This window comes from Novosphingobium rosa NBRC 15208 (assembly GCF_001598555.1).
GTDB classification, from domain to species: domain Bacteria; phylum Pseudomonadota; class Alphaproteobacteria; order Sphingomonadales; family Sphingomonadaceae; genus Novosphingobium; species Novosphingobium rosa.
This window is the reverse complement of sequence record NZ_BCZE01000043.1, coordinates 1-17,952: the sequence shown is the minus strand read 5'-3', so window position 1 is coordinate 17,952 and position 17,952 is coordinate 1. Positions and strand designations below refer to the sequence as shown.

The following is a 17,952-nucleotide window of genomic DNA, read 5'->3' as shown; positions in this document are numbered from 1 at the left end:
GATCAGCGCCCCGTGAACACAGGTGCGCGCTTCTCGGTGAAGGCGGCGGTCGCCTCCTTGTAGTCCTCGGTTATCGAGGCCAGAATCTGGGAGCGGTTTTCCAGCTCCAGCGCGGCATGAAAGCTGGGGGCATCGAGGTTCTCCCAGATCACGCGCTTGGTGTGGCGGGTGGCGAAGGGGCTGTTGGCCAGCACCTGGCGGGCTAGGGCTTCGGCCTGGCTGATCAGTTCGTCCTCCGCCACGATTCGCAGCGCCAGGCCAATGCGTTCGGCTTCCTCGGCTTCGACAGGGCGGCCTGTCATCAGGATTTCGAAGGCACGCGCGGCGCCGATCAGGCGCGGCAACATATAGCTCATCCCGGTTTCGCCTGCGGTAAGCCCCAGCCGGACGGCGGCGTTCAGAAAACGCGCCGATGGCGTGACGATCCGCATGTCCGATGCCAGGGCGATGGCCATTCCGGCGCCGGCACAAGGGCCGTTCACCGCCGCGATGACCAGTTGCGGCATGGTGTGCAGTCTCTCGGCCATGCCGGCAAAGCGCTCCTGCCAGTGCAGGCGCTCGGTCAGGCCGCTGGGGGCCGTTCGATTGCGTGCGTCGGCGCTCTGCACATCCTGGCCAGCGCAAAAGGCTCGCCCGGCGCCGGTCAGGATGACAGCCCTGATGGTATCGTCAGCGGCGATACGGTCCAGGAGGGCATTGAACCTGTCGACCGTCTCTCGTGTCAGCGCGTTGAGGCGCTCCGGGCGATTGAAGGTAATCCGGCTGATGCCATTCGAGAGCATGCCCACCAGCAGGTCTGTCTCGGCGCTATTCATGGCTGTCTCCTGTCAAGGTGAGGGGGAGTATATCGCACGCGCAGCCGATGGATTTGGCTGTAGCGGAACTCTGCCGAGCATATCGTTGCAGCGCCGCGTGATCCCGGCGGCCATCGGCGCATGCTGTCCATGCTGGATTGCGGCTGGAGACAAGGATCATGGCAACCCATGGCCGTCAGCCTGTGATAGCTGTCATCACGCATGAGGCGAGAGGTGATGACCATGGCGATCGACGAACGGGCCCTGCAGATTCTGCTAGACAAGGAGGCAATCCGCGAAACGTCATTGCGCTACACGCGCGGCATCGACCGCCATGACGACGAACTAATGGCGCGGGCCTATCATGGCGACGCCATCGATGATCACGGCGCCTACATTGGCGGTCCCGAGGGGTTTATTCGCCACGCAGGCGAGGGCCATGCCCGTCATTGGGATTCGCACCACCATTATATCATGAACCAGACCATCGATCTGGATGGGGACTGTGCCCATGTCGAAACCTATTTCATGGCGACGCTGCGCCGCAAGACGGGGCCGATCGATATGGTTGGGGGCCGTTACATCGATCGCTTCGAACGGCGTGAGGGCGAGTGGGCTGTGGCCCAGCGGGCCTGCCTGGTCGAATGGAATGGCAAGCTTGACCCAGCCGAGGCGGCGATGGACCCGGATCTGTTCTTGCGCGGAAGCTGGGACCGCAGTGACCCGTCCTATATGCGGCCGCTCATCCTGGAGCGACCGCACAGAGATCTGGGGCTGTGATGTGGGGCTTGATCAGTTTTCTGCCCAGGTGATGGCATCCTCCGGCGCGGCGCGGCGTGAGCGGAAGGCATTGGCCGGATGCTCCATGTCGGGAAAGCCGAAAGAGGCGCCGCACACAATGTCGCGGTTGGCGGGAATGTCGAAGAACTCGCGCAGCAGCGGGCAATAATTGGCAAAGGCGGCCTGCGGGATCATGCCGATCCCCAGGCTTTGCGCCGCCAGCAGCAGCGTGCCCAGATAGCTGCCGCAATCGAGCACGCCATAGGTGCCGATGTTCTTTTCGGTGGTGATGACCAGCGCGTGGGGTGCGCCGAACAGGCGGAAATTTTCCAGCATCTGCCTGGCCGATGCGGCGCGATCGCCATAGGCGACGCCGACCGCCTCATAGAGCTGCCAGCCGACCTCGCGCTGCCTTTCCTTGTACACGCCGGTGTATTGCTCTGGAAAGGGCAGGTCGGATTGCGCGCTCATCGCCCCGCCCTTCACATCGGCCGTGGCGCGGTCGAACATGGCTTTCCGCAGGCGCTCGGTTGCGGCGCCCTGGGTCACATGGATATGCCAGGGCTGGCTGTTGCACCATGAGGCCGCGTTCTGCGACAGCGAAAGCATGGTCGCGATGGTCTCGCGTGGCACCGGATCGGGCAGATAGGCGCGGCAGCTGAAGCGGCGTGTCAGCAGATCCGACAGCGTGTCGGCGGCCGGTGTCATGCCGGGGGCGCCATGGGCAAGGCTGCGTTCGAGCGAGGGCATGGTCAGTCAACTCCCAGAATGGCGGCGCTGGTGGGCACGCCGCTGCCCGCTGTCACCAGCATGGTCCTGACACCGGGCACCTGGTTCACGGCGGTGCCGCGCAATTGCCGCACCGCTTCGGCCACGCCGTTCATGCCATGGATATAGGCCTCGCCAAGCTGGCCGCCATGCATGTTGAGCGGCAGGCGGCCACCGATTTCAAGGTTGCCATCCTTGACGAACGCCTTGGCTTCACCTTTCTCGCAAAAGCCATAGGCCTCCAGGCCGGGAAAGACGCTGGGGCCGAAATGGTCGTAGAGGATGGCCGCGTCGATGTCCTTGGGCATCAGCCCCGCCTGGGCGTAGAGTTGCCGCCCGGCGGCGGCGCATTCGTCATAGGGCGCGATGTTGTCGCGATAGAAGCCGCTGAGCCCCAGCGTGCCAGCGGGCGACCCCTGCGCGGCGGCGCGAATATAAACCGGCTTCTGCCTGAGATCACGTGCGCGCTCGGCACTGACCACCACCACCGCCACGGCGCCGTCGCTTTCCTGGCAGCAGTCGAGCAGATGCAGCGGATCGGCGATCATCCGGGAGGCCTGATGGTCCTCGATGGTGATCGGCTTGCCGTAGAAGAAGGCCTGGGGATTGGTGGCGGCATGTTTGCGCGCCAGCACAGCATAATGCGCGAAATCATGGCTGGTGGCGCCGGAATCCTGCATGTAGCGGCGCATCATCATGCCCATCATGGCCGCTGGCGTCATCAGGCCGCTCATCCCGTGATAGGCGAAGACCACATTGTCGCTGGTGGGCGGCAGCGCATGCATCGGCTGACCGAAGCGATATTCCGAGCGTTCGTTCATCGCGCGATAGACCACCACCACATCGGCAATGCCGCAGGTGATGGCCATTGCGGCCTGTTGCAGCGGCGCGCAGGTGGCGCCGCCGCCCTGCGCGATCCGGCTGAAGAATTTGAGATTCCGCCCGCCGATGGCGCGAAACACCTCCTGCTCGCCATTGTTGTCCATCGTGTAGGTGGAGATGCCGTCCACCTCGCCCGCCGCGATCCCGGCATCGGCGAGGGCGGCCAGGACAGCCTCAACGGCCAAGCGCAATTCGCTGCGGCCGCTGTTCTTGGAAAATTCGGTCGCGCCATAGCCCGCAATGGCGGTTTTCGAGCTGAAATGTGTCATCCTCGGGTTCCCGTCTCAAGCCTTGCGGAAGCGGAAGGCTGCAACATCGCCGCGCCGCGTGAAATCCGCCCGCACTGACATGCCAATCGCCACCTCGTCGGGAGGCGTGCCGTCCATCGGGCCGAGCAGGCGGACCCCCTCGATCATGTCCACCAGCACCACCGGGTGAGGCACAGCAAAGCCGGGCAGCGGTGGATGGTGGTGGATCGTATAGCTGAACACCCTGCCTTCTCCGCTGAGTTCGAACTCCTCCCACTCCAGCGACTGGCACTGTCCGCAGGCGGGCGAGGGCAGCGAGCGCAGCGTGGCGCAGCGCGAACAGCGCTGGGCCAGCAGGCGGCCGCTTTCCAATCCCCGGTAGAAGAAGTCGAAATCGCGGTTCGAGCAGGGTGCGTTATGGCCTCGGGTTTCTGTCGCAGTCACGGCATGTCCTTGCTTTGTGGGGCCAATCGATCAGTCAACCGGGCGGCAGACGCGATAGACATAGTCATTCCACTGCACCTCCTGCGTTTCGCCCCAGCAGGTTTCGCCGGTCTGGGTGCAGGTCCAACGCGTCAGGCCGGTGTGGCACAGCGCATTCTGCCAGCAATGCCAGGGCACGCTGCCGGTAACCTCGCCGATGAATTCCAGATCGCGCCCATCCTCCAGCGTGCAGTTGATGACATGGCGCACCGGGCGCATGCCGCAATCTGTGGCGCGTTCGGTGATCTTGGAATAGCGCGACAGACGCAGTTGGCGACCATGATCATAGACCCAGGCATCGCTCTGGATACGATCGCGCGGCACATCATAGAGGCCCGCCCAGTCGGGATTGCGCTCGGGATCGTCGAGGCCCGAGATGCAGAAGGCGAAATCCTTGGAAAAGGCGCCGTTCATCCAGGTGTAGGGGGGCATCTTGTGCCCGCCCTCGGGTCGCCGCTCGCCCCAGCTGCGGTCGCGGATGGTCAGATTGTCGAAAGCATAGGTGTGGCCTTCGAAGACAACCTGGCCCGAGGCGCGCATCGTCTGCTCGAAATGCTGATTGTTCGAGCGCATGATCGCCGGCTGAACCGCTTCCTGCACCATATCGAGCGTGAAGTCGCGATCGGGGTTGGCATAGCGGATGCGGGCGCGCTCCATCGGCTTTTCGAAGGTCACCGTCAGGCCATTGGCCAGGGTGATGTTGCCATGCTCGTCGAAGATGGTGTCGGGGGTGAAATTGCGGAAATCGAACAGCTCGCAGGCCAGCTGTTCGCGCTTGCTGCCGAAATGGACGAAGAGCCCGGCGGTGCACAGGTTCAGGTTGGGATGGGTCCAGATATGGATGAAGCCATGCATGCCCGACAGCGGCTCGTTGAAACCCCAATACCAGGTTTCGGTCATTTCATGGTGCTTTTCGGGCAGGCTGCGGCCACGGTAGAAATCGTCGTCGGGGCCCGGTGTGCCGAAGCCCTGGGCGCTCTTGGTCCATTCGATGGTTTCACCCATGATGTGTCTCCGCTTGACTGATCGCGTTGAGGATCGAGATTTCATATTTGGGAATGTAGATCGTGCCGGCCACCGTCAGGGGCACATCCTTGACGCCGGGCAGCAGCAGCGAATTGAGCGAGCCCAGGCAGGCGACCATGTTGCGCGCTTCCTGCCAGACACTGAAGTAACGGTCGGCGGTGGCGTCGAGGGTGAAGCCGCTCAGCGCCTGATAGCGCTCATAGAAGGCATCCCAGGCGCCGATCTGGTCCATAAAGGGTTTGATGCTGGCCAGATCCTCGACCGGATCGCCAATGCGGCTGAATTCCCAGTCCAGCATCGCCACGATCCTGCCGTCGCGCATCATCATGTTGTGGAAGCCGAAGTCGCCATGGATGCGGCAGGCGGGCCGGTCGCGCAGATCGTCGAGATGCGCGCGCAGCCAGGCCAGCCCGATCAGCAGGCCGGGATGCGGCGCCCTTTCGCGCGTGCGCATCCGCGCCTCGAGCGCGTCGATCTCGTGTGCGATCGGCTCACGCACATCGCCGCCGGGGATCGCCGTCTTGGCGTGGAGTGTACCGATCACCTCGGCGCAGCTGTGAGCCCAGGCCAGCGCCGTGGCCGGGTCGGTCGGCACGATCTGATTGGCGGGGGTACCCTCGGCAAAGGAGACGCCCATGAAGGCGCCGTCGCACACCGCCTCATCGGCTTCGAGCCACAGGGGCGCCGGCACCGGCACCCCGATCTTCTGCATCTCCCCGAGCACGGGAAATTCGGAGGCGACGCTGGAGCCGGTGGGCAGGCCGGGGCTGTCCTTGCGGATGACCACGGTGGTTTCGGTGCCCGCCTGGTCCAGCGTCACGATGTAGGTGGCCTTGGAATAGCCGCCCATCAGCCGGCGAAAACCGGACACTTTGGTGCCCGCCGGGGCATGGCTGGAGTTTTGTAGCCAGCCATCGAGGAAGGCGGCGGTGAAATCCCGGCGCGCGGTGGCATCCTGCTGGGTCGAGGCATCGCCCCGGCCCCCGGTGTAGGTGCTGCGCGTACCATGGCTGACGAGGGGATCCATCGGCTCGTGCTGGCGCACCAGAAAGTCGAAGACTGCGGCGCGAGCTGTCGGATCGTTGCTGATGTCATGTGACTCGATCGCGCCGCATAGGGCGGCGCCCGGCTCGCTGGACCAGGCCTGCGCAAAGCTGCGGGGATGGGGGGTGTGCGGGCCGATCTTGCGGGCCAGGGCTTCCCCGGCCTGGTTCACCTCGTCGCGCAGGGCTTCGGGGTAGGTCATCCGCGCGATCTGATAGCCCAGCGCGGTCGCTGCCATGAAGGCTTCGGTCACTTGTTCGGTCGAGAGATTGCCCGCCTTGGTCAGGCGTTCGAGAAAATCGTGAACCGAAATGAGAACTTTCCGACTGATGTCATCGATGCAGCGATCCACCTGCTTGCGCCTTTCCCGTTTATCCATGCGGCCCTTTGTTCAGCCGCTGACCATCCATTACTAACCCCTCATGCGGCATAGCCAAGCGCCAGCATTGCGCCGCGCCATTCCCACGCCGCAATAAAACCTGTCTCTTGTTGCATGTGACTGCTCGAGCGCAGGCATTTATCTGTCGTTCCACGCCGGATTGGCTGCAGTTGCAAGATTGCGCGCCAGCGATTGTCATGGCGCCTCAAAGCCACAAGATCGCCGCGACGGAGACACATGATGAAGCCTCATACGGCCCCGCTTCCCATCGATCTTGCCCCCATTGCCGGCTGGTTGCACGCGCAGCGCATCGACGGGCTGACCGGCCTGCGCCATCCCCGGCTGCTGGCGGGCGGCACGCAAAACATCGTCCTGCGCTTCACCGGCGGCGCGCGCGACTATGTGCTGCGCCATCCGCCTGCCCAGCCGCGTGCCAACAGCAATGCGTTGCTGGCGCGGGAAATCCGGGTGCTGACGGCGCTGGAGCATACGGCGGTGCCTCATCCCCGCCTGGTTGCGGCCTGCACGGATCCTGCGGTGGCCGGGGCGGTGTTCTATGTGATGGAGGCTGTCGATGGCTTCAACCCGACCGTGGCGATGAACGCCGCCGCGCCGCGCCACCGCATGGGGCTGGAGCTGATGGATGCGCTGGCGGCGCTGGGGGGCATCGATCCTGCCGCTGTGGGCCTGGGCGATTTCGGCAAGATGAGCGGGTTTCTCGAAAGGCAGGTCAGGCGCTGGGCCGATGAGCTGGAAGGTTACAACCGCTTCACGGGCTGGGAGGGGCCGGGCGCACTTGGCGATGTCGATGCGGTCGGGCGCTGGCTGACGGATCATTGCCCGGCCCAGGCCCGAACCGGCATCATCCATGGTGACTATCATATCGGCAATGGCATTTTTGGCGAGGATGGCGCGCTCAGGGCCGTGGTGGACTGGGAGATGGCCACGCTGGGCGACCCGTTGGTCGATCTTGGCCGGATCCTGATCTCCTGGCCCGATGGGCAGACGCCCAGGCCGCAGACGATGCGTGTGGCGCCGCTTGAAGGCTTTCCGACGCGGGCCGAGATGATTGCCCGCTATGCCGAGCGTTCGGGCCGCGCGCTCGATGACCTGCCATGGTTCGAGGTGATGGCCTGCTACAAGCTGGGCCTCATTCTCGAAGGCAGCCATGCCCGCGCGCAGGCAGGCCTTGCCGATGTGGCGACAGGCGAGCGTTTGCACATCAGCGCCATCGCCCTGCTGCAGGAAGCCCGGACCATCATCGCCCGCGCTTGACAGCGTGGCAGACAGGAGTGACCCTTTCATGGATTTCGATCTTTCCCCCCGCCAGGCCGAATGGCTGGGGCGTGTCCGCGCCTTCATGACGGAGCATGTCCATCCGGCGGTCCCGCTTTATTATGAGGAGCTGGCCCGTGAGCGCTGGCGCCAGCCCGACATCCTGCAGGAGCTTAAGCAAAAGGCCAGATCGCAAGGGCTGTGGAACCTGTTCATGTGCCCTTCGCCGCATGATGAGGGCGATTTCCACGGCGCGGGCCTGACCAACCTGGACTATGCCCCGCTGGCCGAGGAGATGGGCCGCATCACCTGGGCCTCCGAAGTGTTCAATTGCAGCGCGCCCGATACGGGCAATATGGATCTGCTCCATCTCTATGGCTCGACGGCCCAGCGTGAAGAGTGGCTGCGGCCCCTGATGGCCGGCGAGATCCGCTCCGCCTATGCCATGACCGAGCCCGATGTTGCCTCCTCCGATGCCACCAACATGCAGACCATGATCCGGCGCGACGGTTCGGACTATGTGATCGATGGCAGGAAATGGTGGATTTCAGGCGTGCTCGATCCGCGCTGCAAGTTCATGATCGTGATGGGGCGCAGCAACCCGGATGCGCCGCGCCACCAGCAGGCTTCCCAGATTATCGTGCCGATCGATACGCCCGGTGTGACAATCGGCCGTAACATGACCAATTTCGGCTATGATGACGCGCCGCACGGCCATTGCGCGGTGACCTTCGAGAATGTGCGCGTGCCTGCCGACAACATGATCCTGGGAGAGGGGCGCGGCTTCGAGATTTCGCAGGGGCGCCTGGGGCCGGGGCGCATCCATCATTGCATGCGGATCATCGGCATGGCCGAAGTGGCGCTGGAAAAGATGGTCCGCCGCCTGATGAGCCGCCACGCTTTCGGCAAGCGCCTGATCGACCACTCCCTGTGGGAGCAGCGCATTGCCGATGCCCGTATTGACATCGAAACGGCGCGCCTGCTGACCCTAAAGGCAGCCGATATGATGGACAAGGTGGGCAACAAGGTGGCGCGGCTCGAGATCTCGATGATCAAGGTGATGGCGCCCAGAACGGCGCTGGCGATCATCGACCATGCGATCCAGGCGTTTGGCGCGGGGGGGCTGGACAGCGAGGCGGGCACCGCGGCGCTGTTCGCTCGCGTGCGCGCATTGCGCATCGCCGATGGCCCGGATGAGGTGCATGCCCGCACCATCGCCCGGCTGGAGCAGAAGCGCTATCCGCTCTGAAGGTTGGTGGGGTCCATTAGCAGGCCATGCACCAGCATATTGTGGGCATGGGTCAACTGATGGTGCCCGAAGGCGGCATGGAGCACGGTTGAGCGCCCCGCGGCATCCTGCGCGGCGTTCACCGCCTCTTTCGCCAGTTTGAGAGCGAAGAGCGGTTTGCGGGCAATCTCCCTGGCGATCTCCAGCGTGAAATCCTCCAACCTGTCGCGCGGCACCACATGGTTGACCATGCCCGCCGCATGAGCCGCCTGCGCGGTGAGCACATGGGCGCGAAACAGGAATTCCTTGGCCTGACGAATGCCCAGCTCATAGGGGTGGTTGAAGAATTCCACGCCGCACACGCCCAGATCCACCGCCGTATCCTGAAAGGTGGCGTCATCCGCGGCGATGATGAGGTCACAGGGCCAGACCAGCATCAGGCCGCCGGTGATCACCTTGCCATGGACCTGCGCGATGGTGGGCTTGGGCAGGTTGCGCCAACGTTCGGACAGGCCGAGATAGACTTCCTTCTCATAGGCCATCTGCGCTTCCGCCCCGGAGCAGCCAAAGCCGCACCAGGTGCCGACGGTCTGCTGCGCCCGCACAGTGTCATGCGCCGTGCCCGCCGCAATTTCGTTCAGATCATGCCCTGCCGAGAAATGAGGGCCCCGTGCGGCGAGAATGATGACATGAATGTTGTCATCCTGGGCAGCCCGGTCGAAGGCGCGGTTGAGTGCATAGAGCAGTTGCGTGCTCTGAGCATTGCGCGCCTGGGGGCGATTGAGCCAGATACGGGCAACCCGAGGGGCTGGCATGTCATAGTCGATGGGCTCGTCGTCCATTATGCATGCGCTCCTTGCCGGCGATTGGAAACATCCGCCGTGTGGCGCTACGGCGGATGTCTGGGCTGTCAGGGTTTGGAAAAGGGGCTAGAAGGCAACCTTGACTTCCACGCCATACATGCGTGGGCGGCCAGGCGCGGCGGCATTCTCGCCCAGCGACACGCTTTGCGACAGGCCGCCCACATAATAGGCTTTGTTGGCCAGATTTGTCGCGAAGAGCGCTGCGGAAAATTGCGTGCCCAGAATTTTGGTCCAGTCCAGGCGCGCATTGATGAGCGCATAGCCGGGCAGGCGCGTGTCGGGCGCCACACTGCCGCCATTGTTGCTAAAATATTGATGGGTCTGGGCATAGACTTCGCCGCGTAGTTTCAGCGTTCCAGCTGTTTGCGCCATCGGCAGCGTGATGATGGCGAAAGCTGTTCCCGCCCATTTCGGCGTGTCGGCATAGGTGTCGAAGGCGTAAATATTGCCAAAGACATCGGCGGTGTTCTTGGTGTATTTGGCATCGGTAAGAGCCAGATTTCCGCCTATTTCCAGCCAGGATGCCGGTTGGAGGCCGGAGTCGATTTCAAATCCCTGCACCTGCGCCTTGGGCACATTGATCGTTACGGCAATGGAATGGCCGTTTACGGTTGGAAATTCCGCGCGCTGGACGTTGCTGATCCATTCCTTGAAACCGGCGATGTTGAAATGCGCCTGCGATCCCAGCATCTTGCCGTGCCACTTCGCGCCGATTTCCACATCCTTGGCCGTTTCGGGCGCGAAATAGGCGCCGCCGCCCGCCGCATTGGTCGGCAGCAGCGGGGCCACGCCGTTGATGCCGCCGCTGCGCCAGCTGCCGCGCTGAACGACATAGAGAAGTAGGCTGGTGTTGGGCTTGTAGTCCAGGCCGATGGTCCAGCTTGGCTTGTTGAATTTCGAGGTCAGCGAATTGGTGGGATAGACATTGTACTCGTTGCCGTCGGGAAGCTGATCCAGCCGGATGGTTTCCCAGGTGTAGCGGATGCCGCCAGTCAGGCTCAGATTGCGCAGGCCAAGGCTGGTCAGATCATAGGTCATCTGCGAATAGAGCGCTTTGGATTCGTCCCTGCTCCTGAAAGATGCCGCAAAGCCGGTGGGGGCGGGGAAAACCGGCGTCAGGTCGAAATAGGTCTGCGGCCAGTGTGTGCTGGTGCGCGCATTGTAATAGAACGCTCCGAAGATATAGCTCAGATTGTTCGAAAGGGTTTTGCCCTGGATCTGCAATTCATCGGAGAAGGCCGTGGTTTTTTCCACATTGCCATAATCTTGATTTGTCGGATTGCAGGTGCACTGCACCAGATAGGGCGCACCTTGTTCGCTGATGTTGTAATGGGAATAGGATTGCGTCCAGCCAAAAATATTTTTCAGCGTGGTGCCGCCCAGCTCGATGTTTGTCGTGTTGGTGAGGTAATGGTTGTGTCCGCGGAAAAAGGTTTTGCCATGTTCATCGGTCAGGTCCACCTGCCAGGGCCCCAGCTGTTTCTGGCGTGCGACCACCGCCGCATAGCCACCGGGATTGGCGCCCGGATGGGCCGCAAGATAGGATGCCCAGGCGCCGTTGCCATAAGCGGAGTCCAACAGGGGGCTGTAAAGAAATGCCGACGAAGAGCTAAGTGCCTGGCCCGTATAAGGATCGACCGATCCGGGTGCGTTCACTGACCACGGCACCACCGATGTCGAATTGCCGCCCGTCTGCGTGTATTCGAAGACGGTGGTGTTGGTGATGCTATCGGTCGGCCTGGCAAGCAGCGAGACACGCCCACTGCCGCGATTGAGAATGCCGAGGCGCGGGTTAAGGTTGTTGCCGCTATTGAAGACATTCTTCTGATAGCCGTCGCGGTAGCTGTAATTGCCGGCAACGCGCAGCAGAAGCTTGTCATTGATCAGAACAAGATTGGCCATGGCCTTGGCATCGACGTAATTGTAATTGCCGTAAGACAGATCCATCGATCCGGTATTTTTGTTGACTGGCTTGGCGGTTGCGAACAGCACTGCGCCACCCGTCGAATTGCGGCCGAACAGCGTGCCCTGCGGCCCTTTCAAAGCCTGAATGGATTCCAGATCGTAGAAGTTTGACGCCGCATTGCCATTGGCCTGTACTTCATTGACATAGGGAACAACCGCAAGGGCCGATCCGGTAAACGCATCGATGGTCTGGCCACGGATCGAGTAGGCCACCTGATTGGAGCCTTCGGTTTCACGAATGGTCAGGCCGGGGACGACCCTTTGCAGATCGCCTTCGGATTTGATCTGGCGATTGGCGATCGTTTCCTGGCCGAAGGCAACCACCGCCACCGGCACCGATTGCAGGCTTTCCTCCTTGCGGCGGGCGGTGACGACGATGTCCCGCGTATCGCTTTGGGCCACCGGAGGGCCCGTGTCATCTGCTGGCGCGGATCTGTCAGACCCGGCGCAGGCGATGGTTGGAATGACACTCACGCAGCCAATGCTCGCAAGAAGAAATACCCGGAATGCGGGGGTTTTTTTCATTTTCAGACTCCCCAATATGTCGGTCTTATCGTTTTGACTGACCTTGGCCCCTCTTTTGGCCTGACGGGTCTTGTGGTGATTGACCGGTTGGGCCGGTGATAGCACCAAAGGGGAGGCGATGATTTGACTGAGCATGTATCATCGCTTGCTTCATACTCAACCTGCAGGCGGCGGCGGGTCAGGCGATGGCGTAAAGGTCGATCAGTTTCGCGTCGGCAAGGGCCTGCCAGAAATCCTCGGGCACCGCTTCGGCATGAGCGGCCAGATTCTCAGTCAATTCGTCCAGCGATCGCGCGCCGGGGATGACACTGGCCACGGCGCTGTGCCGCAGCGGGAAGTGCAATGCGGCAGCGCGCAGCGAAATCCCGAAATCCGCGCAGATCTGCTCGATCTTGCGCACCCTGGCCAGCACATCCGGCGTGGCGGGTGCATAGCCGAACATCGCGCCCTCCACCGCGCCACTGGCCAGAATGCCCGAGCAATAGGGGCCGCCAATGATCAGGCTGATGCCCCTTGCCGCGCAGAGCGGCAGCAATGTTTGCGCAGCATCATACTGCAGCAAAGTATAGCGCCCGGCACATAGGAAATAGTCGAAGTCGCCCGCTTGCGCGAAATCGACCAACATCTGCCACTGGTTCATCCCCACGCCGACAGCGCCGATCACCTTTTGCGAGCGCAGGGCGTCAAGCGCGCGGTAGGCACCTTCCATCGCTTCGGCGAAATGGCTGGCGGCATAGGGATCGGCGGCTGGATCGGCGCCGGCGGTTTCATCGGGATCGTGAATGGCCACCATATTGACCCGGCTGACCCCAAGCCGGGCCAGGCTGCCCTCGATCGAGCGCATCGTGGCATCATAGCTGAAATCGAAACGCGTCTTCAGCCTTGGTGTCCCGGCGAAGAGCGAGCTCACGTTTTCCCCCTCGGCAAGCGGCAGCAGATCGTAGCCCACCTTGGACGACAGCACGAAATCGCCGCGTGGCAGCGCGGGCAGCACCCTGCCAAGCCTTTGCTCGCTCAGCCCCACCCCATAGCAGGGCGCCGTATCGAAGAAACCGATGCCCAGGCGATGGGCGCCCCGGATCAGCCTTTCGGCGCTCTCTTCGGCGATGGCGTTGTACATGTTGGCAAGGCCCGTGCCGCCCAGACCCAGCGTCGTGACCTCCAGCCCGGAGGCGCCCAGCTTTCGACGTTCCAATGCCATGGATGCTTCCTTTCAGAGACCCAGCAGGGCGAATGACTCATGGTCCATCACCGCTGCCGCCGCGCGCGCGGCATTGGCGGTGTTGGTGGCTTCGGGTTGCCAGCTGCTCGAATTGTTCAGCCAGATCATCAGCGGGCAGATCGCCGCCGCGCGATAGCCCAGCCAGGCTTCCTCGAAACTGGGCGCGGGGGCGCCGAAGCTTCGCAGATCCTCGAGATAGCCCGCCAGCAGCGAGCGCTCCCATGCGCGCCTGTCGAGAATGTCGAGCGTCGGGATCAGGAAGCGTACCAGGCCGAGTGGCCATGGCTCTGCCCGCGCCAGAAAATCATAGAAGATCGGCGTGCCATCGGGTTCCATCCCAAGATTGCCGAGATGCTCGTCGCCATGAACGATCACCTTGCCATAGCCATCGAGCAGATCGACCAGCCGCCGCCAGCCGGTCTTCATCCTTGCCGCATCCCTCAGCAGGCGGGGCAAGGCGGCCCCTCGGGGGCTGACAATGGAGGTGGCCCAATGCTCGGAATCCGGCAGCACATCGAAATAGAGCTCGCGGATCAGCCGAGCATTCTCGCCCGCGCCTGTGTCTGGCCCCCAGATGCCGCCGGCCAGGAAATGCGGACTGTTCCAGCTCTGCGCCTGGAAGCGCGCCATGGCCTTCAGAATGCGGGCGGCCTGGCCGTAGGACAGGGTGGCAAAGCCATTGGGGAAATAGGTCGGATGGCGTTCCGCCATATCCTCAAACAGCATGATCACCGCTTCGGACGGGGCGGCCTCCCAATGTTGGTAGAGCAGGCGGGGCGCGTTGATTTCCAGCTGCGGCACGATGTCGCGGTAGGAGACCAGCTCGGCCATATTGGAAAAATCGATGATGGCCCCCCGCGATGTGGTGCCGTTGAGCGTACCCTTGACGATTACGGTGGGTGGCAGCCCATCCCGGTCCCAGGTCAGGTGGATGCGTGCCTTGTTGGGCTTGTGCCCCATATGCGGATCGACCTGGGCGGCGGTGACGGTGGCGCCGGGGTGATGCGGGGCCAGAACCTGGGTCAGCCATTGCGGCGTCACATCGGTGAAGGCGCGGGGAACCGGCGGATGAAATGCAATCATGGGAAGCCTTTTCAGCTGGTGACGAGAACCTTGCAGTCGTTGCCCGGCTGGCGCAATTCCTCGAGGGTGCGGGGGAGTGCAGAAAGCGGCACGGTGCGTGAAACCATGGCGCGCGGGGCAACATGGCTGGCATCCAGCGCATGCGCCGCAGCCCGGAAATCGGGGAGCGTATAGGCCATGCTGAACTGCAGCCGGGCCTGTTTCATCACCGCAAAGCCGGGCACAAAACTGTCGGCGGCAAAGCACATGCCGCTCGACACCACGGTGCCCCGGTTGGCGAGGCACTCCAGGGCCTGGGCGATGGCCCCAGGCTTTCCGGCGCATTCGAACACCACATCGGGCGCTCCGCCCAGCGTCTGGGCGGCGGCCTGGGGCAAGTCATTCTGGCTGCTCAGGAACTGGCTGGCGCCGAATTCCAGCGCCAGCTCGCGGCGGCGCAGGGAGGGGGCGGCCGCCACGATCGAGCGGCATCCCGCGCGCTGGGCCCAATAGATCGCGGCAAGGCCAATCGGGCCGGCGCCCAGCACCAGCACGCGAGAGGTCCGCCCCAGCCCGGCCATGCGCGCCGCCTGGGCACCGCAAGCCAGCGGCTCGACCAGCGCGCCATCCGCGAAGGACAAGGTGCCGGGCAGTTTCACGCAGAGGCTGGCCTGCGCCAGGGCAAACTCGCCAAAGCCACCCATCATATAGCTGCATGCCGCGCAGCCATAGGGATCGCCCGCAAGGCAGGCCGGGCAATGGCCGCAAGCGCCGATCGGAAAGGCGCTGACCCGGTCACCGACACGGAGCGCCGCCACATCGCGCCCCACCGCGACCACCTCTCCGGCGAATTCATGCCCCGGCACACAACCGGGCTGGAACGAGAGCGGGCTGGCCGGATCGGTCATCGTCAGATCGGATCCGCAAATGCCGCAGCGGCGCACCTGGATCAGGATCTGGCCGGGGCCGGGCTCGGGCATGGGGCGCTCTTCGATGGTCAGCGGCTGCCCGGCGGCATGGAAGACCGCCGCTTTCACAGGCTGCGCCCGCCATCGACGATCAGCGTTTGCCCGGTGACATAGCTGGCCAGCGGCGACACGAGATAAAGCGCCGTGTTGGCCACATCCTCGGGCAGGCCCAGGCGGCCCAGCGAGATCGTGTCCAGCGCGGCGCGCAGGCGATCTGGATGATCGGTGGTAACGGCGGTCATCTTGGTGGCGATCATGCCCGGCGCGATGCCGTTGACGCGCACGCCCTCGCGCGCCCAGGCGTCGCCCAAAGTCCGGGTGAGGCCCACCACGCCTGCCTTGGAGGCGGCATAGGCTGGGTTGCCGATCACCGATTTATACGCGCCGATGGAGCTGATCACGATGATCGAGCCCTGGCGCTTGCGCAGCAGCGGATAGAAGCGCGTGGCGCAATGCATCACGCTGACCAGATTGATGTCGACCACGCGGCGGAAGGTCTCCATCTCGAACTCCTGGCGCCGATAGACCACCGCGCCCTGCGCCAGCACCAGCAGGTCCAGCCCCTGCGGAAAATCGCGGGCGGCCTCGATCGCGGCGGGGTCGGCCACATCGACCCGCTCATAGTCGAGCCCGGTCAGGTCCGAGCCTGTCTCGCCATCATAATCGCTGGCCGCTGCCCGCGTGCCCCAGACCCGGACCGAGGCGCCTTGCCCCCGGTAGAGCTGGGCAATGCCATTGCCGATGCCGCTGGAGCCGCCGACGACCAGCGCCTGCTTGCCGGCCAGCGACAGGATATCCGGACCTGCCTGCATGGTCTCTTCTCCCCCGCGCTCAGGCGGCATTGGTCGGATCGGCGCCGATCATGGCGGGACGGTCGCTCAGGCCCGGCATGCGGGTGAGTTGGTTGCCGCCGCTGACATGCAGATTGAGGCCGCTGACGAAAGCGGGCCCGGCCAGCCAGAGCGCGGCATCGGCGTAATCCTCGGGCTCGCCGATGCGTCGTAGGGGGATTTCCCGGCGATAGGCCTCTTCCATACCCGGAACCGCCCAGAGGCCCGAGGCCATATCGCTGCGGATGGGGCCGGGCAGGATCGAATTGACCTTGATCCCCCTGGGGCCGTATTCGATGGCGGCATAGCGCACCAGACTGTCCATGGCGGCTTTCGCGGCGCCATAGGCATAGACGAATTCGAGCGGCTGGCTGGCCGCCAGCGATGAGAAGAGGATGATCGATCCCCCCCTGGTCATGGCCGCCGCGCTGTGGCGGATGACATGGAGGCAGCCGAAATAATTGACCTCCATCGCCGCGCGGGCCTCCGCGACGGGGGCCTGGGCGATGGTGCCGCCCATCGGCAGGCCCGCCGCGTTGACCGCAATGTCCAGCCCGCCGTAATCGGCCACGGCGCGTGCCACCAGCGCGGCCACATCTTCCTCATTGGCCACGTCGCAGGTCTGGGCGATGCCGCCGGTCAGGCGTGCCAGCTCCTGCAGAGGCCCTTCGCTGCGGGCGCCCACAACCAGCCGCGCCCCTTCCGCGGCGAAGCGGCGGGCAATCGCCCAGCCGCTGCCCCCGGAGGCGGAGGCACCCAGAACGATGGCGGTTTTTCCTTCAAGCAGGCCCATGGATGCTGTCTTTCTTTCAGATCGACGCGCCGGCCAGATGGCCTTCGCGGATCGCGGTTTGCAGGAATCGCGGCGAGTTCGCGTCGCCCACCACCCGCACATCGGCGTTGCGGTCGCTGAGCGCGGTGTAGATGTCCCGGCTGGGCTGGTTGGCCGAGACGAAGATCACCGTATCGGCGGGCAGCGGCGTGACATCCGCGTCATCGGTGAAATGGGTCGGACTGACGAGGACCGCGCTGTCGGTGATCTCGATGGCGCGGTGGCGGATCAGATAGGCGAAGGGCTTGCCCCGCATACGGGTGAGGAAGGGCTCGACCATCAGCGCGGCCTGCGATTGCGCCGCGAACATCCGCAAACGGGTGACATAGGTGACCGAAAGGCCGCACTCGATCAGATGTTCGGCCGCGCCCAGCCCCTCGTAATGGCCCACATCGTCGATCACCACCGCTGTCTTGCCCAGCTTGGCGGGGGGCTGCATGAACAGATCGAAGGCGGAGATGACATGGCGCCGGTCGAAATTACGGATTGGCTGACCGGGATGCGAATGCTGGATGCCATCCATCCGGGGCAGGGCGCCGGTTGCCACGATGACGGCTTCAGCGCCGCTGGCCGCCACATCCTCGGCGTCCATATAGGTGGAAAGCTGGACCTCGACCCCCAAGCGGTAGATCTCCGCCTCTAGCCAGGTGGCGATGTCGATCATGCCGTGGCGCGTGGGCGCGCGGGCGGCGGCGCGCAGACTGCCGCCCAGCGACGGGCTGGCCTCGGCCAGCGTCACCCTGTGGCCGCGCAGCGCCGCGACGCGGGCAGCCTCCAG

Annotated in this window: 16 protein-coding genes and 1 pseudogene; 3 read left to right on the top strand and 14 right to left on the bottom strand. The window is 63.9% G+C overall.

Translation table 11 applies throughout. The features are described from left to right. Window positions 1-2: 2 nt before the first annotated feature. Window positions 3-815, bottom strand: a complete 813-nt coding sequence (locus SR3_RS16985; RefSeq protein ID WP_068088778.1) for an enoyl-CoA hydratase/isomerase family protein — start codon at window positions 813-815, stop codon at window positions 3-5. 216 nt (window positions 816-1,031) lie between these two features. Here SR3_RS16985 and SR3_RS16980 point away from each other — a divergent pair, with 216 nt between their 5' ends. Next, on the top strand, window positions 1,032-1,574 hold the full coding sequence (locus tag SR3_RS16980; protein ID WP_068088769.1) for a nuclear transport factor 2 family protein: 543 nt from the start codon (window positions 1,032-1,034) through the stop codon (window positions 1,572-1,574). A gap of 12 nt (window positions 1,575-1,586) precedes the next feature. Here the strand turns inward: SR3_RS16980 and SR3_RS16975 are convergent, their stop codons facing one another. Genes SR3_RS16975 through SR3_RS16955 form a run of 5 tightly spaced genes read right to left on the bottom strand, consistent with a single transcriptional unit; the run spans window position 1,587 to window position 6,404 of the window. Then, window positions 1,587-2,324, bottom strand: a complete 738-nt coding sequence (locus SR3_RS16975; RefSeq protein ID WP_084455655.1) for a nitroreductase — start codon at window positions 2,322-2,324, stop codon at window positions 1,587-1,589. A gap of 2 nt (window positions 2,325-2,326) precedes the next feature. After that, window positions 2,327-3,493, bottom strand: coding sequence for a lipid-transfer protein (locus SR3_RS16970; RefSeq protein ID WP_068088767.1), 1,167 nt, complete (start codon window positions 3,491-3,493; stop codon window positions 2,327-2,329). 15 nt (window positions 3,494-3,508) lie between these two features. Then, window positions 3,509-3,916 (bottom strand): Zn-ribbon domain-containing OB-fold protein, encoded by a 408-nt coding sequence (locus SR3_RS16965; protein ID WP_084455654.1) that lies wholly within the window; start codon window positions 3,914-3,916, stop codon window positions 3,509-3,511. Window positions 3,917-3,946: 30 nt separating this feature from the next. Then, entirely contained in the window at window positions 3,947-4,960 is a 1,014-nt protein-coding gene (locus SR3_RS16960) for a DUF7064 domain-containing protein (protein WP_068088763.1), read from the bottom strand. Continuing rightward, window positions 4,953-6,404 (bottom strand): phosphotransferase family protein, encoded by a 1,452-nt coding sequence (locus tag SR3_RS16955; protein WP_068088759.1) that lies wholly within the window; start codon window positions 6,402-6,404, stop codon window positions 4,953-4,955. Before SR3_RS16955 ends, SR3_RS16960 begins: the two co-directional genes overlap by 8 nt. Window positions 6,405-6,641: 237 nt before the next feature. On the opposite strand from SR3_RS16955, the gene SR3_RS16950 reads away from it, so the two are divergent. Both SR3_RS16950 and SR3_RS16945 read left to right on the top strand, forming a co-directional pair. Beyond that, on the top strand, window positions 6,642-7,679 hold the full coding sequence (locus tag SR3_RS16950; RefSeq protein WP_157098919.1) for a phosphotransferase family protein: 1,038 nt from the start codon (window positions 6,642-6,644) through the stop codon (window positions 7,677-7,679). 28 nt (window positions 7,680-7,707) lie between these two features. Further along, the gene (locus SR3_RS16945; protein WP_068088756.1) at window positions 7,708-8,928 is read left to right on the top strand and encodes an acyl-CoA dehydrogenase family protein; all 1,221 of its coding nucleotides are present in this window, start codon (window positions 7,708-7,710) and stop codon (window positions 8,926-8,928) included. Here the strand turns inward: SR3_RS16945 and SR3_RS16940 are convergent. The 8 genes and pseudogenes from SR3_RS16940 to SR3_RS31885 form a co-directional block, all read right to left on the bottom strand. Next, window positions 8,916-9,749 (bottom strand): enoyl-CoA hydratase, encoded by an 834-nt coding sequence (locus tag SR3_RS16940; RefSeq protein ID WP_068088754.1) that lies wholly within the window; start codon window positions 9,747-9,749, stop codon window positions 8,916-8,918. The genes SR3_RS16945 and SR3_RS16940 overlap by 13 nt on opposite strands. Before the next feature lie 87 nt (window positions 9,750-9,836). Further along, a complete protein-coding gene (locus SR3_RS16935; RefSeq protein WP_169805653.1) occupies window positions 9,837-12,209 on the bottom strand; it encodes a TonB-dependent receptor in 2,373 nt (790 codons plus the stop codon). Window positions 12,210-12,438: 229 nt separating this feature from the next. Next, complete coding sequence (locus SR3_RS16930) at window positions 12,439-13,461, bottom strand: aldo/keto reductase (protein ID WP_068088749.1); 1,023 nt, start codon at window positions 13,459-13,461, stop codon at window positions 12,439-12,441. Window positions 13,462-13,473: 12 nt separating this feature from the next. Beyond that, window positions 13,474-14,565: a hypothetical protein gene (locus SR3_RS16925; protein WP_068088747.1), complete on the bottom strand. Its 1,092-nt coding sequence runs from the start codon at window positions 14,563-14,565 to the stop codon at window positions 13,474-13,476. An 11-nt stretch (window positions 14,566-14,576) separates the two neighbouring features. Continuing rightward, window positions 14,577-15,581, bottom strand: a complete 1,005-nt coding sequence (locus tag SR3_RS16920; RefSeq protein WP_068088744.1) for an alcohol dehydrogenase catalytic domain-containing protein — start codon at window positions 15,579-15,581, stop codon at window positions 14,577-14,579. Further along, on the bottom strand, window positions 15,578-16,324 hold the full coding sequence (locus SR3_RS16915) for an SDR family NAD(P)-dependent oxidoreductase (RefSeq protein WP_068088870.1): 747 nt from the start codon (window positions 16,322-16,324) through the stop codon (window positions 15,578-15,580). The genes SR3_RS16920 and SR3_RS16915 overlap by 4 nt, the downstream gene beginning before the upstream one ends. Before the next feature lie 19 nt (window positions 16,325-16,343). After that, window positions 16,344-17,135: an SDR family NAD(P)-dependent oxidoreductase gene (locus SR3_RS16910; RefSeq protein ID WP_068088742.1), complete on the bottom strand. Its 792-nt coding sequence runs from the start codon at window positions 17,133-17,135 to the stop codon at window positions 16,344-16,346. A 16-nt stretch (window positions 17,136-17,151) separates the two neighbouring features. Then, a pseudogene (locus SR3_RS31885) lies at window positions 17,152-17,952 on the bottom strand (FAD-dependent oxidoreductase); the annotation flags it as partial.

Coding starts and splice junctions, on each gene's coding strand:
- SR3_RS16985 (WP_068088778.1), bottom strand. CDS start 815: ATGAATAGCGCCGAGACAGACCTGCTGGTGGGCATGCTCTCGAATGGC.
- SR3_RS16980 (WP_068088769.1), top strand. CDS start 1,032: ATGACCATGGCGATCGACGAACGGGCCCTGCAGATTCTGCTAGACAAG.
- SR3_RS16975 (WP_084455655.1), bottom strand. CDS start 2,324: ATGCCCTCGCTCGAACGCAGCCTTGCCCATGGCGCCCCCGGCATGACA.
- SR3_RS16970 (WP_068088767.1), bottom strand. CDS start 3,493: ATGACACATTTCAGCTCGAAAACCGCCATTGCGGGCTATGGCGCGACC.
- SR3_RS16960 (WP_068088763.1), bottom strand. CDS start 4,960: ATGGGTGAAACCATCGAATGGACCAAGAGCGCCCAGGGCTTCGGCACA.
- SR3_RS16955 (WP_068088759.1), bottom strand. CDS start 6,404: ATGGATAAACGGGAAAGGCGCAAGCAGGTGGATCGCTGCATCGATGAC.
- SR3_RS16950 (WP_157098919.1), top strand. CDS start 6,642: ATGATGAAGCCTCATACGGCCCCGCTTCCCATCGATCTTGCCCCCATT.
- SR3_RS16945 (WP_068088756.1), top strand. CDS start 7,708: ATGGATTTCGATCTTTCCCCCCGCCAGGCCGAATGGCTGGGGCGTGTC.
- SR3_RS16940 (WP_068088754.1), bottom strand. CDS start 9,749: ATGGACGACGAGCCCATCGACTATGACATGCCAGCCCCTCGGGTTGCC.
- SR3_RS16930 (WP_068088749.1), bottom strand. CDS start 13,461: ATGGCATTGGAACGTCGAAAGCTGGGCGCCTCCGGGCTGGAGGTCACG.
- SR3_RS16925 (WP_068088747.1), bottom strand. CDS start 14,565: ATGATTGCATTTCATCCGCCGGTTCCCCGCGCCTTCACCGATGTGACG.
- SR3_RS16915 (WP_068088870.1), bottom strand. CDS start 16,324: ATGCAGGCAGGTCCGGATATCCTGTCGCTGGCCGGCAAGCAGGCGCTG.
- SR3_RS16910 (WP_068088742.1), bottom strand. CDS start 17,135: ATGGGCCTGCTTGAAGGAAAAACCGCCATCGTTCTGGGTGCCTCCGCC.